Genomic DNA, 13,946 nt, shown 5'->3' with positions numbered 1-13,946 from the left:
ACACGAACACAATCTATTGATTTTACTTAACTTATTATTTTGTTGATTATTTTAAATTAGAAAATTCACACAAAACCATTACACTGCGCCCCTTCTAATAATTTAGACATCTTAATGGATATTCTTTATGGCTTGGTTAATGTTAGCCTCTTCACTTACAGCGCTTGCAACACATCGTTTAATTGCACTTTTTTTACTCGCTTGCACAATTATTACCGCAGCACTTACACAGGTTATTGATTGGCAAGCAGTTCTGCTATTGGTTGGTATTACAATAATTGTCATTATTCGTTTGCGTTTCCAACACTATTTATCCATAAAAATTATCAGTGAAATCATCTTATTCGTTTGTGCAGTTGGCCTCTTTATTCACTTATTTCCCGGGTTTAATAACCTAAAATATCTCGATAAAGTTTCCGTAGGCGCACATAGCGCCCCTTTCACAATGTATTTTAATTTTGATAAGGCACTCGTCCCTTTTATTTTATTTGCCTGCTTACCAACGTTATTTGTCTGCCGGCCAGCCAAACATGCAACTAAAGTTCAGTGGGCACTGCTGGTTATTTCTGTCCCACTTTTATTGTTAATCGCTACTGCCGCCGGTGGATTAGCCTTTGAATCGCATTTCCCTAGTTGGCTACCGGCCTTTGTGCTCTGTAATCTATTTTTTGTTTCCTTAGCGGAAGAAGCGCTATTTCGAGGATATTTACAGCAACGTTTAACCCTTTGGTTAAAATCCCCATACCTCGCATTAGTGATTGCTTCGCTGTTATTTGGTGCTGTACATTTTGCTGGTGGACCACTGTTAATTCTCTTTGCTACGTTAGCGGGTTTGATTTATGGCCTAGCTTGGATGTGGAGTGGTAAATTATGGCTTGCTGTATCGATTCACTTCGGGTTAAATTTGGGACATCTGTTATTTTTTACTTATCCTGTAAAAATGGTGGTGAGTCAATAAAAAGGCAAGGCAACGAATTTTAAACTAAGTTTCACATGAAAATTTCTTTGATCGTGACTTTTTTGATTTGGTTTAGATAAAACGTAAGTTGCTACTGGCGTTCGAGTTGACTATCCCTATAATGTAGGTCAGCAATAATTCATTTTTAATTTGAGTGTACTGATAGGAGTTTTAGCTATGGCTGTAACTAAACTGGTTTTAGTAAGACACGGTGAAAGTGAGTGGAACAAAGAGAACCGCTTCACAGGTTGGACTGACGTAGAACTGTCTGATAAAGGCCGCGAAGAAGCAAAAATTGCAGGCCAACTGCTAAAAGACGAAGGTTTTGTTTTTGATTTTGCTTACACTTCCGTTCTGAAACGCGCTATCCATACTTTATGGAATATCCTTGATCAAGTTGAACAGCAATGGTTACCTGTTGAAAAAAGCTGGAAACTGAACGAACGCCATTACGGTGCACTGCAAGGTTTGGACAAATCAGAAACCGCTGCAAAATACGGTGACGAACAAGTTAAATTATGGCGTCGTGGCTTTGCCATCACTCCTCCAGATCTGACTAAAGATGATGAGCGTTTCCCTGGCCATGACCCTCGCTATGCGAAACTGTCAGAAAAAGAACTGCCTGTCACTGAAAGCTTAGCAACCACTATCGAGCGTGTTGTCCCTTATTGGGAAGAAGTGATTAAGCCTCGCGTTGCTAGCGGTGAAAAAGTCATCATTGCGGCTCACGGTAACTCTTTACGTGCCTTAGTTAAATACTTGGATAACATGGGTGAAGATGAAATTCTGAACCTGAATATCCCAACTGCGGTCCCAATGGTTTATGAATTCGATGAAAACATGAAGCCAATCAAACGTTACTATTTAGGTAACCAAGATGAAATCGCAGCTAAACAAGCTGCAGTAGCAAACCAAGGTAAAGCGAAGTAAGCATTTACGATTGCTATCGATAGAGGGTTAAGCGAAAGCTTAGCCCTTTTTTTGTCATAATTATCTTTCTTTTCCGCAAAATTCATTAACTCAAGGTGTAAGAAATCACAATAACCGACTATCATAGGGAAAACAGATTGAAAGGTTGATAAAACAATAAAATGAACAAATTTAATATGTATGTTTGGGTTGGTCTTGTACTTAGCGCCAGTATTTTAGGTTCTCTGCTGTATATGATCCAAGGCGGTGAATTAGTCGTTGATGGTTCAAATGGTGCAGCTAATGCCGAACTGATGAAAACCTTAATGATCATTGCTTGTGTCAGCTTTCCAGTACAAATTATTAGTATGATGGTGATGACTTATAAACCTCGGTTATCCATTGTTCTTGCGGTATTAAGTAGCCTCGCATTAATGCCAATCACCATTGTGTTTACCATGGGAATGATTTTCTCTGCGATCCGTTGGCGTTACCATCAACTAAACCAATTTGATACCTCATTAAATGTTCAATTTGACCAGCGCGTTGAGTTCAACAAACGCAATAACCGTATTTTAGTCGTTGCACTTGGTTTAATTAGTGTTACTTTTATTATATTGAGCCAAAGCTTGGGGATGTTTCTATTTGTTTTCACAATTTTCCTTGGTTACTTTGGCAAAAAAGCGAGTGACAGTATCTATTTAGCGATTAAAGATTCATATTTCTATATTCGCCCAAATATTTTCGCCTACTGCTATCGTATTCCATTAAAAGAGGTGAAATATGTTAAAGGCGAGAAAGGCAAAGTACACTTTGATGTTCAAGTCGATAATGAAGTACTGCAATTAACGGCAACGCCAGCGAATGCAACACCGGAAGAGCAAGCTAAGCTGGAAGAATTATTAAATAGAATTCAAAAATAAAATACCATAAAAAAGCCAGTTAACGATGTTCTTTCATCGCTATCACTGGCTTTTTATAACTAAGTTTTATCGATTGCGGCGGGCAATCACTGCATCCGATAATTGACGTAACACTTTTTCAGTATCACTCCAACCGATACACGCATCTGTCACACTTTTACCGTAAACTAGTGGCTCATCAGATTCGAGATTTTGGTTACCTTCCACAAGATTACTTTCAATCATAATTCCTGTAATTGAGCGGTCACCTTGGCTGATTTGCTCGCTAACATCTGTTGCCACTTCCATCTGTTTTTCGAATTTTTTACAGCTATTCGCATGACTAAAATCAATCATGATACTCGGCACAAGCCCTGCTTTCTCTAGCCCTTCACGTACTTCTTGCACATGCTTAGCACTGTAATTCGGCTCTTTACCACCACGTAAAATAATATGGCAATCTGGGTTTCCGCTAGTGTTCACAATAGCAGAATGTCCCCACTTAGTTACCGATAAGAAACAATGAGCTGAACGTGCTGAATTAATTGCATCAATTGCAATTTTAATCGTACCATCAGTACCATTTTTAAAACCGACAGGGCAAGATAAGCCTGACGCTAACTCACGGTGAATTTGTGATTCAGTCGTACGAGCACCGATTGCCCCCCAACTCATCAAGTCTGCCACATACTGTGGGCTGATGACATCTAAGAATTCACCCGCAGTCGGTAAGCCTTGGTTATTGATTGTTAACAGCAATTCACGTGCAATACGTAAACCTTCATTAATATCAAAGCTACAATCCATTTTAGGGTCATTAATTAGCCCTTTCCAGCCTACTGTTGTGCGCGGCTTTTCAAAATACACACGCATCACGATTTCCAATGAGCCTTTTAATTCCTCACGTAATTTACCCAAGCGCTCAGCGTACTCTAAAGCCGCTTTAGTATCATGAATTGAGCAAGGGCCAATGACGACCACTAAACGGTCATCTTTACCGGCTAAAATATTGTGGATTGCCAGGCGTGCTTCATGAACGGTAAACGCAGCTTTGTCGGTTGCTGGAAATTTTTCGAGCAGAGCAATTGGTGGTAATAATTCTTTAATTTGTTTTATTCTGACGTCATCGTTCTGATAATTCATACCCGTATATCCAATGTTTATTATTTTTTACTGTAGTTGATTTACATGCCAAATTTATCCACGTTAGTTTCGCTCGAACAAAGCGCAGAGTAGACAGCTGAATTTCCTCGCTGTACCCAAAGGATAAAAGAGAATTAGCATCGAAATTTTAATCTAACCGTTCAACAGACATCTGTAAACAGGCAAGCGCACGATAAAACTAGGACTTTATTAGCCGCCAATTATAAAATGAGGTGAAATGTTGAAATTTAGCACAATAAGTCAGCGAAAATAGCATTTTACAGAGCAAATAATAGCTAAAACAGCTAAATGACGATAATGTCACTTTCGCTGTTTTAGTCGATTTTTTCTCTCTAAGTGCGGGAAATAGGCAAAGAGCCGTTTTCTTTTGCTGATTTTATCCAAAGTCTAGAGCCATTTAGGGCGATACCTAATAAAATTAAGTATTCTAATGACATGGCATAAACGCCTTGAATAAAGAAAATCACAATACTGATGACGTTAATAATGACCCACAATAACCAGTTTTCAACATACTTACGCGTCATTAAAATCATTGCGACAACAGAAAGAATGGTCATTGCTGAATCCCAGAATGGGAATGCGTCAGGTTCTATCGTAGGCATCGCAAGGTTGGCACCAAATAGGTTTAATAACTCGACAGCCCATCTCGCAAGCACACCAAATACCGCATCAATATTAAATGTCAGATAAATAATAGCGATGATTGAAATAACGAGTGTGATAGCGGCTTTTGGTAAGCTCAACCAACGAATTTTTAGTTCTGCTTGCTGTGAACTAGTCACTCGGCTCCATGCGTACCAGCCATAGATATTAGCAACAAAGAAAAATATCTGTAGCAATAAATTTGCATATAGCTGAATTTGAAAGAAAATAACCGCGAATAGAGAAACATTAATTAACCCAAACAGGTAATTAATCGTTTTTTCTAGGCTAGCAAGCAAAATGCAAAGTAAGCCGGCAATCGTCCCCACGGCTTCAATGTAAGATAAATCATAAACTGAACCCCAGAGTGGGATCTGCACTAACGTATTGGCTGTACTAAAGAAATCCATCCCAAAATCCTTTATAAGTGATCGTTAATGTTGTATTGCTCAGTACTTCATTCAAATTGTATTTTATTATTTTAGACTCTCTGCAAAATCTAGCATCTTATTTAATGGTCGTAATGCTTTTTCTCGTAATATTTCACTAACTTGAATTTGATGGCCTTGGGTACTCCCTTCTAAAGCATCAGCAATCGCTTTTAAGCCATTCATTGCCATCCAAGGGCAATGTGCACAAGTGCGGCATGTAGCGCCCTCACCCGCTGTAGGAGCAATGTAAAGCGTCTTATCCGGGCAAGCTTGCTGCATTTTGTAAAAAATACCTTTATCCGTCGCCACTATCATTGATGGGTTAGGTAAATTTTGTGCCGCTTTAATTAACTGGCTTGTAGAACCCACCGCATCTGCAAGGTCGACAATCGCTTGTGGTGACTCGGGGTGAACCAATACCGCTGCCTCGGGGTACAACGCTTTCATTTTTTCTAATGATTGGGTTTTAAATTCATCATGAACAATACAAGCCCCTTCCCAACAAAGAATATCAGCGCCTGTTTGCTGTTGAACATAGCGTCCGAGATGGCGGTCAGGAGCCCAAATAATTTTCTCACCCAAGCTGTCAAGGTGTTCGATTAACTCGACAGCAATACTGGATGTCACCACCCAATCAGCCCGCGCTTTTACTGCTGCTGATGTATTCGCATATACCACAACAGTCCTATCAGGGTGCTCATCACAAAAACGGATAAACGCCTCTTCAGGGCAGCCTATATCCAGAGAACATTGGGCTTCTAATGTTGGCATTAAAACTTGCTTTTCTGGACTGAGGATCTTTGCAGTTTCCCCCATAAATTTCACGCCAGCAACAACCAAAGTTGAAGCCGAATGCTTAGCACCAAAACGCGCCATTTCCAATGAGTCTGCAACGCAACCTCCCGTTTCTTCAGCCAATGCTTGAATTTCAGGGTCGGTATAGTAATGTGCAACGATTACCGCATTTTTATCCACCAAAAGCGACTTAATCTTCTGCCGATAAAAGGCTTTTTCATCCGAGCTTAATCGTGCTGGTTTTGCTGGGAATGGATAAACTGACTGGTCAAAATCGATAAACACGCTCATTGGTTGCCTCTGTTTAGCAAAAAGCGATTTTATCACCTTGTATAAGTTTAAAACCGCAAGTTTACGCACATTTTGTTTTATATACTAAACAAGATACCCCACTTAGCTTAATAAGTCTCCTTTCTTTTTACCTATCGAATGACCTTTTGAGCTCACATTTTGGCTTTTTTACACTTTTTACGTTTGAACCTTCGCTTTTATATGCCTTTATCGGTATCGTAGCAGCCATTGTTATACTTAATAGGCAAGTTATGGAATCACCTGCATCTTTAATAAATAAAATTATCTCTATTTCATTACTCGATCCAAGAATTGAAGCGGTCATATTGACGGGATCTCGTGCTCGGGAGCAAGACATTGATAGCTATTCAGATATTGATATTGAGTTGATTGGCCATGGTACAACTGAAATATTTAAGCAGAAGTCTTGGATTAATCAGTTTGGTGAACCTTTAGTTGCTCTTCATTTGCTAAATCTTGAAGAAGATGCGCCTGATTGGCCAACCTGTTTGGTCATTTTTAAAGAGGGTCGTAAAGTGGATTTCACCTTTGCCGAACCTGAGCGATTATCTAAGATGAAGCAGGAAGGTTTAGATGCCACTTTTTCTCGCGGCTTTGCAGTATTACTCGATAAAACCGGGATCACCGAAGGCTTACCTGAAAGTATTAATCAACAAGTACTCACACCACCTCAATTCACTGCGGAGCAATTTACTGAAGTTGTCTCTGACTTTTGGCATGAAGCTCATCAGGTCACGGTAGCTTTAACTCGAGATGAATTATGGGTCGCATGGTCAAGAAGTGCTGATATGAAACAGTATTTTTTGACCATGATAGAACGTCTAGTCGCCATGCAAAATGATGATGTTTGGTATAAAGGACGTAACTACCATGAATGGATGCCTAAGAAATATATCAAAGCGCTAGAAATTATCTTTAATTGTGGAACCGCACATAGCGCAGCATTGTCTCTTCAATGCTTAATGCGTTGCTTTAATGAGGCCACTACCGAGCTCGCTAGCCTGCAAGGCTTCGATGATATGCAGCTGATGGCAGAGCAAATGCAAGAATTGCTTATTGGTATTTTACAGGATAACGCCCTACTCCCTGAAATACTGTAAAATAAGGTAACTAAAGCACAACGAAGGAACGTAGTGCTTTTATTGCCGAAGTACGACCAATCGAATATATATTATTGACTTAAAGGATTTAAATTCTTCGGATTGACCCTACGGGCTGAACCTGCAACCAGCTTGTCGAGGTATGGCTTGGCAACTGAGTGTTTACTGAATTGAATTACTTGTTTGGGAATGGCTTTAAGATGGTGGGTCGTGCAGGATTTAAATCCTTCGGATTGACCCTACGGGCTGAACCTGCAACCAGCTTGCCGAGGTATGGCTTGGCAACTGAGTGTTTACTGAATTGGATTACTTGTTTGGGAATGGCTTTGAGATGGTGGGTCGTGCAGGATTTAAATCCTTCGGACTGACCCTACGGGCTGAACCTGCAACCAGCTTGTCGAGGTATGGCTTGGCAACTGAGTGTTTACTGAATTGGATTACTTGTTTGGGAATGGCTTTGAGATGGTGGGTCGTGCAGGATTCGAACCTGCGACCAATTGATTAAAAGTCAACTGCTCTACCGACTGAGCTAACGACCCATCTGGATTACTTCTTTTTACTACTAGAGACTTTAGATGGTGGGTCGTGCAGGATTCGAACCTGCGACCAATTGATTAAAAGTCAACTGCTCTACCGACTGAGCTAACGACCCATCTAAAACAACATTTCTAACTAAATTTCTTTTTGTATCTCGAGATTTTTGGCTAACCACATTCTCGTCTCAACGGCGGCCTATATTACTGATTTCTGACGAGGGTGCAACGATTTTTTTTAAAAAAAAGTTTAAATGCACACTTATCATACTGATAACCCCGAAATATTCGGTAATATTGCTTCGGGGCTATAAATTAAAGTGTACTCAGCTTTTTTTCGGCTAATTTTGAACCAGCACTGTTTGGATATTGTTTCAATACCTGTTGGTAAACAGCTTTTGCTTTATCTTTTTGTCCCTTATCTTGCATGATCAGCCCAACTTTATATAAGGCTTCGCTGCTTTTTTGGGATTTAGGATACTGCTTAACTACAGTGGCAAAATAAAAAGCAGCATCGTCTTTGCTACCTTTGTTGTAGTTTAACTGCCCCAACCAATAGTTGGCATTAGATTGATACCCAGACTTAGGGTAGGCTTTAATAAAACCTTGTAATGCACCGATTGCTTGGTCAATTTGAGCTTTGGATTTGCTTTCCATTGCTAATTTGACTGCCGCATTGTAATCATCTTTCTCATTTCCACCCGTATTGGCCGCTGCCGTAGGTGTCGTAGAGGAAGATGTTCCATTTGATGCGCTAGTGTCAGGTGTTGCTGTATCGCCTGAGGTTGCTGAATTACCACCGCCTGCATTGTCTAATTGCATGTATAAATCTTTCTGACGCTCAATGACTTGATTCAATTTGTATTCACTTTCTTGAATCTGGCCACGTAACATATCGATGTCGCGTTGGTTGTCAGCGAGTTGCTGTTGGATTTGATACATAATTTGACCTTGAGAGCTAACTGCTGTCTCAAGTTGGGTAAGGCGGTCTGTTGTTGAACCAGATCCGACATTGTTGATTGGCGCTTGGGCAATAGCGGCCCAAGGGGCCGCTACGCCAACCAATAACGACAGACCGACTAGTAAGTGTCTGAAGTTACTGTTCATAATAGATAATTTCGCTTATCTATTAGTATGCAATGACTGCACGACGGTTTTTCGCGTAGTCTGCTTCAGTGTGACCTAACACAGCTGGTTTTTCTTTACCGTAAGAAACCAGTGAAACTTGGTCACCAGAAACACCTTTGCTTTGCAGGTACATTTTAACTGCATTAGCACGACGCTCGCCCAGCGCGATGTTGTATTCTGGAGTACCACGCTCATCCGCATGACCTTCAACAACAACACGTACAGATGGGTTGCTACGCAGGAATGCTGCGTGTGCATCTAACATTTCAGCGTACTCTGGAGATACGTTGTATTTGTCAAAGCCAAAGTAAACAGTGTTGTTTTGTTGCAGCTGTTCCATTTGCTGACGTGCCAGCTCTTCCGCAGACAGACCAGTGTTAGTTTGGTTAGTAGAAGTATCTACGCCATCTTGGTCATTGTTTTTGTTAGAGCTACAAGCTGCGACTGCCATGATTGGTAACGCGATCATCAGCCCTTTAAGCACTTTATTCAGTTGCATCGTTTTGATCCTTAATATTTTTTGCCACACATTATTATTATGCATCACAGATACGGCGACCAGGCAGGGAATTTAACCTGTCCATCGGTAGCCGGAAGACGCGCTTTGAAACGCCCGTCGGTCGAAACTAGCTGCAATATAGTCCCCAAGCCTTGAGAGGAGCTATAAATTACCATAGTGCCGTTAGGTGCGATACTCGGCGTTTCATCTAGGAACGTTTTCGTTAAAAACTCAACGTTATTCGTTGCCAGATCTTGTTTGGCGACATGTTGCTGACCGCCGCCGGAGCTGACCATCACTAAGAAAGTACCATCCGGGCTAACATCAGCGTCCTGATTTTGTGTTCCTTCCCAAGAAACACGTTCAGGACTGCCACCATTAATATTGATTTTATAAATCTGCGGACGTCCCGCCTGATCTGAAGTATAGACTAAAGTTTGGCTATCTGGCATCCAACTTGGCTCGGTATTGTTACTACGACCATCGGTTACCTGACGAATTTGCCCACTCGCTAAGTCCATTATATATAAGTTCAAGCTGCCTGTTTTAGACAATGCAAATGCCAGTTTAGTCCCATCAGGAGAGAATGCAGGTGCCCCATTGTGACGTGGGAATGATGCTACCTGACGAACTGCTCCTGTCGATAAGGTTTGAATGACAAGTGCTGAACTACCGCTTTCAAATGTAACGTAAGCCAGTTTTTCACCATCTGGTGACCAAGCTGGCGACATCAAAGGTTCTGGTGAACGGTGAACCGTAAATTGGTTAAAACCGTCATAGTCAGAAACACGTAATTCATATGGATACTGACCGCCTTTGTTGACAACAATATAAGCAATACGTGTACGGAATGCGCCACGAATACCTGTCAATTTTTCAAAGACTTCATCACTTGCAGTATGCGCTGCATAGCGTAACCATTCTTTTGTTACTTTATATTGGTTCTGAGATAAAACAGCACCTGGGTTAGCCGCGACATCAACTAACTGATAGCTAACGACAAAGCTGCCATCAGCGGCAGGCTGCACCTGGCCCACAACCACTGCGTTAATACCTAACGCTGTCCACGCTTCAGGGATCACTTCAGAAGCGGTACCCGGTTGTTGAGGCATACGGCTTGGCTCAATAGGGTTAAATTTTCCGCTATTGCGTAAATCAGCGCCTACTATTTGGCCAACTTCTTGTGGTGGAGCACCCGCACCTGACCATTTAAACGGCACAACACCAATAGGTTGAGCTGAGTTAACACCTTCAGTGATCTCAATACGTATTTCAGCCTGAGCCACTGTCGCCCATAGCATTAGGAACCCTAAAACTACTTTAAAAGCCTGCTTCATTCTTATCTCCCTTACTGCGGATTATTTACTACCGCAATAATTCGCTGAATTTTAACAAAGGTATAATAACAAAACTAGATACCACACAAACTATTTATTCTATTGCCTTAATAATATCAATACAGACTGGTCTGAGTTATTGAAAATTAAGGTTTAAACACAACTGTGCTACCTGCTTTATTAAATGTATCATAGACTTCTCTGCTAGGTGGTTTAGGCATCGTTGCAAGTTTTGCTGCTCGGATTGCGGCGTCACAAAGCGCTGCGTCATTGGCTGGGCTATTTTTTGGTGTAATACTCACTAATAGCCCATCAGGTGCGAGCTTCAATTGAAGTTCACAAGTACGCCCACGAAAAGTATCTGAATCATAAAACTTACTTTGGATAGCCGCTTTCACCTTACCAGCATAGCTGTCTACATCAGCATTCGATGCGCCCGATTTTTTACCGCCACCTTTTCCAGCTGCGGCTTCACCACCTTGCTTGCTAGGGCCTGATGCCGTTAAATCGCCGAGTAAATCGTCAACAGAAGCGGCATTTTTTGCTGCCTCAGCTTTGGCTTTTGCTGCTTTTGCTTTCGCTTCTTTGTCAGCCTTTTCTTTGGCTTCTTTATCGGCTTTAGCTTTAGCTTCTTTTTCAGCTTTTACTTTCGCGTCCTTTTCTGCTTTTTCTTTAGCTTCTTTTTCTGCTTTGGCTTTCGCTGCTTCCGCTTCTTTCTGAGCTTGCGCCTCAGCTTTCGCCTTTTCAGCAGCCTGCTCTTTAATTAATTTTTCTTTTTCTGCTTTCGCTTTCGCGGCAGCTTCTTCGGCTATTTTTTGCTCTTCCTTCGCTTTTTTAGCCGCTTCTAATGCTTTTTTCTGTTGTTCTTCGGCTTGCTTTTGTTGTTCCGCCGTTGCACGTTCAGTCTTTATACGCTCTTCTTCAAGTTGCTGAAGACGCTTTTGTTCCTTTTCTTGCTGCTCTCTGAGCTCAGCCTCTTGCTTTTGTTCTTGCTCTTTGCGCTCTTTCGCCGCTTGTCTGACGTTATTTTGCTGCCTTTGCATTTCTTCATACTGCTCAACAACCACGCCCGGGTCAACCATCACCGCATCGATGACAGTTCCCTCTTCCCCGCCACCACCAAGTTTGACGACGGAAACTAAAGAGCCTATAACAATCAACCCAATCAATAGGATGTGCAATACGATTGACATCACTAACGAGCGATTTAAGTTATCTTTTTTCTCTTTTGTCTTTCCCACTCTGGTATCCAAAAAAAGAATTGTGACTTATTCAAACGACAATAACCCAGCCTATATAGGCTGAGTCATCAAGCCAACTGATTTTATCCCTGCGCTGTGTAATATGTTCAGCGCTTTAATCACTTCTTCATAAGGGACTTCTTTTGCTCCACCAATCAAGAAAACTGCTTTGGGGTTTTTCTCTAATTGAGATTTTGCCTCTGCAGCAATTTGCTCTGGTGGTAGCAATTCTAAAACCTCACCATCAAGGCGCATGTTATATTGGCCAACCCCCGACACTTCTAAAATAATCGGTGGGTTATCACTTGATGATACGGTTTGTGTATCTGTTGCATCCGGCAGCTCAACTTCCACACTTTGAGAAATAATCGGTGCTGTTGCCATAAATATCAGCAACAGTACCAACAATACGTCCAGTAATGGAACTATGTTGATTTCGGATTTCAGCTCACGTCTGCGACTTGTGCGCGCCATTCGCTTATCTCCCCGTCTTATTTCTTATCAGCAGAGAAGGCTTGACGATGCAAGATGGCCAAAAACTCTTCCATAAAGTTATCGTAATTTTGCTCTAATTTGCTAACACGTAAGTTCAAACGGTTGAATGCCATAACGGCAGGGATCGCTGCAAATAAGCCAATTGCGGTTGCAATAAGTGCTTCGGCAATACCCGGTGCAACCATTTGTAATGTTGCTTGTTTTACCGCTCCCAATGCAATAAACGCATGCATAATCCCCCAAACGGTACCAAATAAACCAATATATGGGCTAATTGAACCAACAGTACCTAAAAATGGGATATGCGCTTCAACTGATTCAAGCTCACGATTCATTGAAATACGCATTGCTCGAGAAGCACCTGTCACGACCGCATCTGGTGCATGAATATTCGCTTGGTGTAAACGAACAAACTCTTTAAAACCAGAATGGAAAATTTGTTCGGCACCACTCAATTCATCACGGCGAGCTTGGCTTTCTTTATATAAGCGCGATAGCTCGATACCTGACCAGAACTTATCTTCAAATGCTTCCGCCTCACGCGTTGCCGCATTTAAAATTTTCGTTCTTTGAATAATGATCGCCCATGATGCGATAGAAAAACCGATCAAAACGAACATAATGAGCTGAACCAAAAGGCTCGCTTTAAGGAATAAATCCAGGATATTCATGTCAGTCACTGTTTAAACTCCGCGACAATAGACTTAGGAAGCGCAATCGGCTTCATTTTTGATGTGTCCACACAAGCAATAAGGGCATTTGCCCCACAAAGCAGGTTACCTTGCGAATCAACTAACCTTTGCTGAAAAGTGAGTGAAGCACGTTTCATTTCAATAATTTGTGTTTCAACTTCCAGCAGGTCATCCAGCTTCGCCCCTTTGACAAAATCAATTGTCATGCTTCGCACAACGAAGCCAAGGTTCTCAGCAAGCATACTTTGTTGATTGATACCTTTATTTCGCAGCATTTCGGTTCTTGCTCGCTCAAAAAAGGCTAAATAGCGTGCATGATAAACAACACCGCCCGCATCTGTATCTTCATAATACACGCGAACAGGCCAGCGAAATAACATAACAATCACTCCGTCTTAGGTTAAATTAATTAACGGTGCCACTATACGCAAGACAGTGCCAGTTTGGAATCACTTTGAAAGTAAAGATATCAAAAATAATTATGGGTCCATTGACCCATAATTAGCAATTAGAATTATCTAAAGACCTGAAAAAGTCCCCAAATAAGAATGATGGCAGCAGGTAATGGGTGAAAAATTGCACGAAAGATAACTTTTTGGGGTTTAAAACCAACACCAAAAATCATCGCGGTACACGTTGCCCATATTAATAATAACCCTTGCCATATTTGAAATGAACTGGTCTTAGCAGCAAATAGGGTTGGATCCCACATGACTGCACCTGCTGTGACTAAAGCTAAAATAAGGATAAGGGCCCTTATCGGCCCCTTATCCAATAGCTGATAGGTTTTATCCACCAGCATTTT

General features: G+C 41.4%; 15 protein-coding genes and 2 tRNA genes. 4 read left to right on the top strand and 13 right to left on the bottom strand.

Features of this window, described 5'->3' with window-relative positions:
* Positions 1-127 precede the first annotated feature (127 nt).
* The 3 genes from G6Q48_RS10675 (at position 128) to G6Q48_RS10665 (ending at position 2,790) form a co-directional block, all read left to right on the top strand.
* A complete protein-coding gene (locus G6Q48_RS10675) occupies positions 128-958 on the top strand; it encodes a CPBP family intramembrane glutamic endopeptidase (protein ID WP_166266346.1) in 831 nt (276 codons plus the stop codon).
* A 177-nt stretch (positions 959-1,135) separates the two neighbouring features.
* Positions 1,136-1,888, top strand: coding sequence for a 2,3-diphosphoglycerate-dependent phosphoglycerate mutase (gene gpmA, locus G6Q48_RS10670; protein WP_102138344.1), 753 nt, complete (start codon positions 1,136-1,138; stop codon positions 1,886-1,888).
* Positions 1,889-2,049: 161 nt separating this feature from the next.
* Entirely contained in the window at positions 2,050-2,790 is a 741-nt protein-coding gene (locus tag G6Q48_RS10665; protein WP_102138343.1) for a hypothetical protein, read from the top strand.
* A gap of 66 nt (positions 2,791-2,856) precedes the next feature.
* Here the strand turns inward: G6Q48_RS10665 and aroG are convergent, their stop codons facing one another.
* The 3 genes from aroG to nadA all read right to left on the bottom strand — a co-directional run bounded on the left by aroG (position 2,857) and on the right by nadA (position 6,095).
* On the bottom strand, positions 2,857-3,912 hold the full coding sequence (gene aroG, locus G6Q48_RS10660; RefSeq protein ID WP_102138342.1) for a 3-deoxy-7-phosphoheptulonate synthase AroG: 1,056 nt from the start codon (positions 3,910-3,912) through the stop codon (positions 2,857-2,859).
* 353 nt (positions 3,913-4,265) lie between these two features.
* Entirely contained in the window at positions 4,266-4,988 is a 723-nt protein-coding gene (pnuC, locus tag G6Q48_RS10655) for a nicotinamide riboside transporter PnuC (RefSeq protein WP_102138341.1), read from the bottom strand.
* Positions 4,989-5,054: 66 nt separating this feature from the next.
* A complete protein-coding gene (nadA, locus tag G6Q48_RS10650; RefSeq protein WP_102138340.1) occupies positions 5,055-6,095 on the bottom strand; it encodes a quinolinate synthase NadA in 1,041 nt (346 codons plus the stop codon).
* Between the two features lie 251 nt (positions 6,096-6,346).
* On the opposite strand from nadA, the gene G6Q48_RS10645 reads away from it, so the two are divergent.
* Positions 6,347-7,216, top strand: a complete 870-nt coding sequence (locus tag G6Q48_RS10645) for an aminoglycoside 6-adenylyltransferase (protein WP_166266343.1) — start codon at positions 6,347-6,349, stop codon at positions 7,214-7,216.
* A 463-nt stretch (positions 7,217-7,679) separates the two neighbouring features.
* On the opposite strand, the gene G6Q48_RS10640 is transcribed toward G6Q48_RS10645, so the two are convergent.
* The 10 genes from G6Q48_RS10640 to ybgE all read right to left on the bottom strand — a co-directional run bounded on the left by G6Q48_RS10640 (position 7,680) and on the right by ybgE (position 13,943).
* Positions 7,680-7,755, bottom strand: a tRNA-Lys gene (locus G6Q48_RS10640).
* 37 nt (positions 7,756-7,792) lie between these two features.
* Positions 7,793-7,868, bottom strand: a tRNA-Lys gene (locus tag G6Q48_RS10635).
* A 196-nt stretch (positions 7,869-8,064) separates the two neighbouring features.
* Positions 8,065-8,856, bottom strand: a complete 792-nt coding sequence (gene cpoB / locus G6Q48_RS10630) for a cell division protein CpoB (protein ID WP_166266340.1) — start codon at positions 8,854-8,856, stop codon at positions 8,065-8,067.
* A gap of 22 nt (positions 8,857-8,878) precedes the next feature.
* On the bottom strand, positions 8,879-9,376 hold the full coding sequence (pal, locus tag G6Q48_RS10625) for a peptidoglycan-associated lipoprotein Pal (RefSeq protein WP_004909091.1): 498 nt from the start codon (positions 9,374-9,376) through the stop codon (positions 8,879-8,881).
* A gap of 44 nt (positions 9,377-9,420) precedes the next feature.
* Positions 9,421-10,713 carry a Tol-Pal system beta propeller repeat protein TolB gene (tolB, locus tag G6Q48_RS10620; protein ID WP_102138337.1) on the bottom strand — a complete coding sequence of 431 codons (1,293 nt, stop codon included), beginning with the start codon at positions 10,711-10,713 and terminating at the stop codon, positions 9,421-9,423.
* Between the two features lie 146 nt (positions 10,714-10,859).
* Positions 10,860-11,954, bottom strand: coding sequence for a cell envelope integrity protein TolA (gene tolA / locus G6Q48_RS10615; RefSeq protein ID WP_166266336.1), 1,095 nt, complete (start codon positions 11,952-11,954; stop codon positions 10,860-10,862).
* Between the two features lie 51 nt (positions 11,955-12,005).
* Positions 12,006-12,428: a colicin uptake protein TolR gene (gene tolR, locus G6Q48_RS10610; RefSeq protein ID WP_102138335.1), complete on the bottom strand. Its 423-nt coding sequence runs from the start codon at positions 12,426-12,428 to the stop codon at positions 12,006-12,008.
* A gap of 17 nt (positions 12,429-12,445) precedes the next feature.
* Complete coding sequence (gene tolQ / locus G6Q48_RS10605; protein ID WP_004256787.1) at positions 12,446-13,129, bottom strand: Tol-Pal system protein TolQ; 684 nt, start codon at positions 13,127-13,129, stop codon at positions 12,446-12,448.
* Positions 13,126-13,521, bottom strand: a complete 396-nt coding sequence (gene ybgC, locus G6Q48_RS10600) for a tol-pal system-associated acyl-CoA thioesterase (protein ID WP_004256789.1) — start codon at positions 13,519-13,521, stop codon at positions 13,126-13,128. Before ybgC ends, tolQ begins: the two co-directional genes overlap by 4 nt.
* A gap of 134 nt (positions 13,522-13,655) precedes the next feature.
* On the bottom strand, positions 13,656-13,943 hold the full coding sequence (gene ybgE, locus G6Q48_RS10595; RefSeq protein WP_102138334.1) for a cyd operon protein YbgE: 288 nt from the start codon (positions 13,941-13,943) through the stop codon (positions 13,656-13,658).
* Positions 13,944-13,946 lie beyond the last annotated feature (3 nt).

Origin of the sequence: Providencia sp. M-27 (genome assembly GCF_011077905.1) — a bacterium.
Taxonomy (GTDB): domain Bacteria; phylum Pseudomonadota; class Gammaproteobacteria; order Enterobacterales; family Enterobacteriaceae; genus Providencia; species Providencia huaxiensis.
Note: the sequence above shows the minus strand (reverse complement) of the source record. Positions and strands in the feature narration are given on the sequence as shown.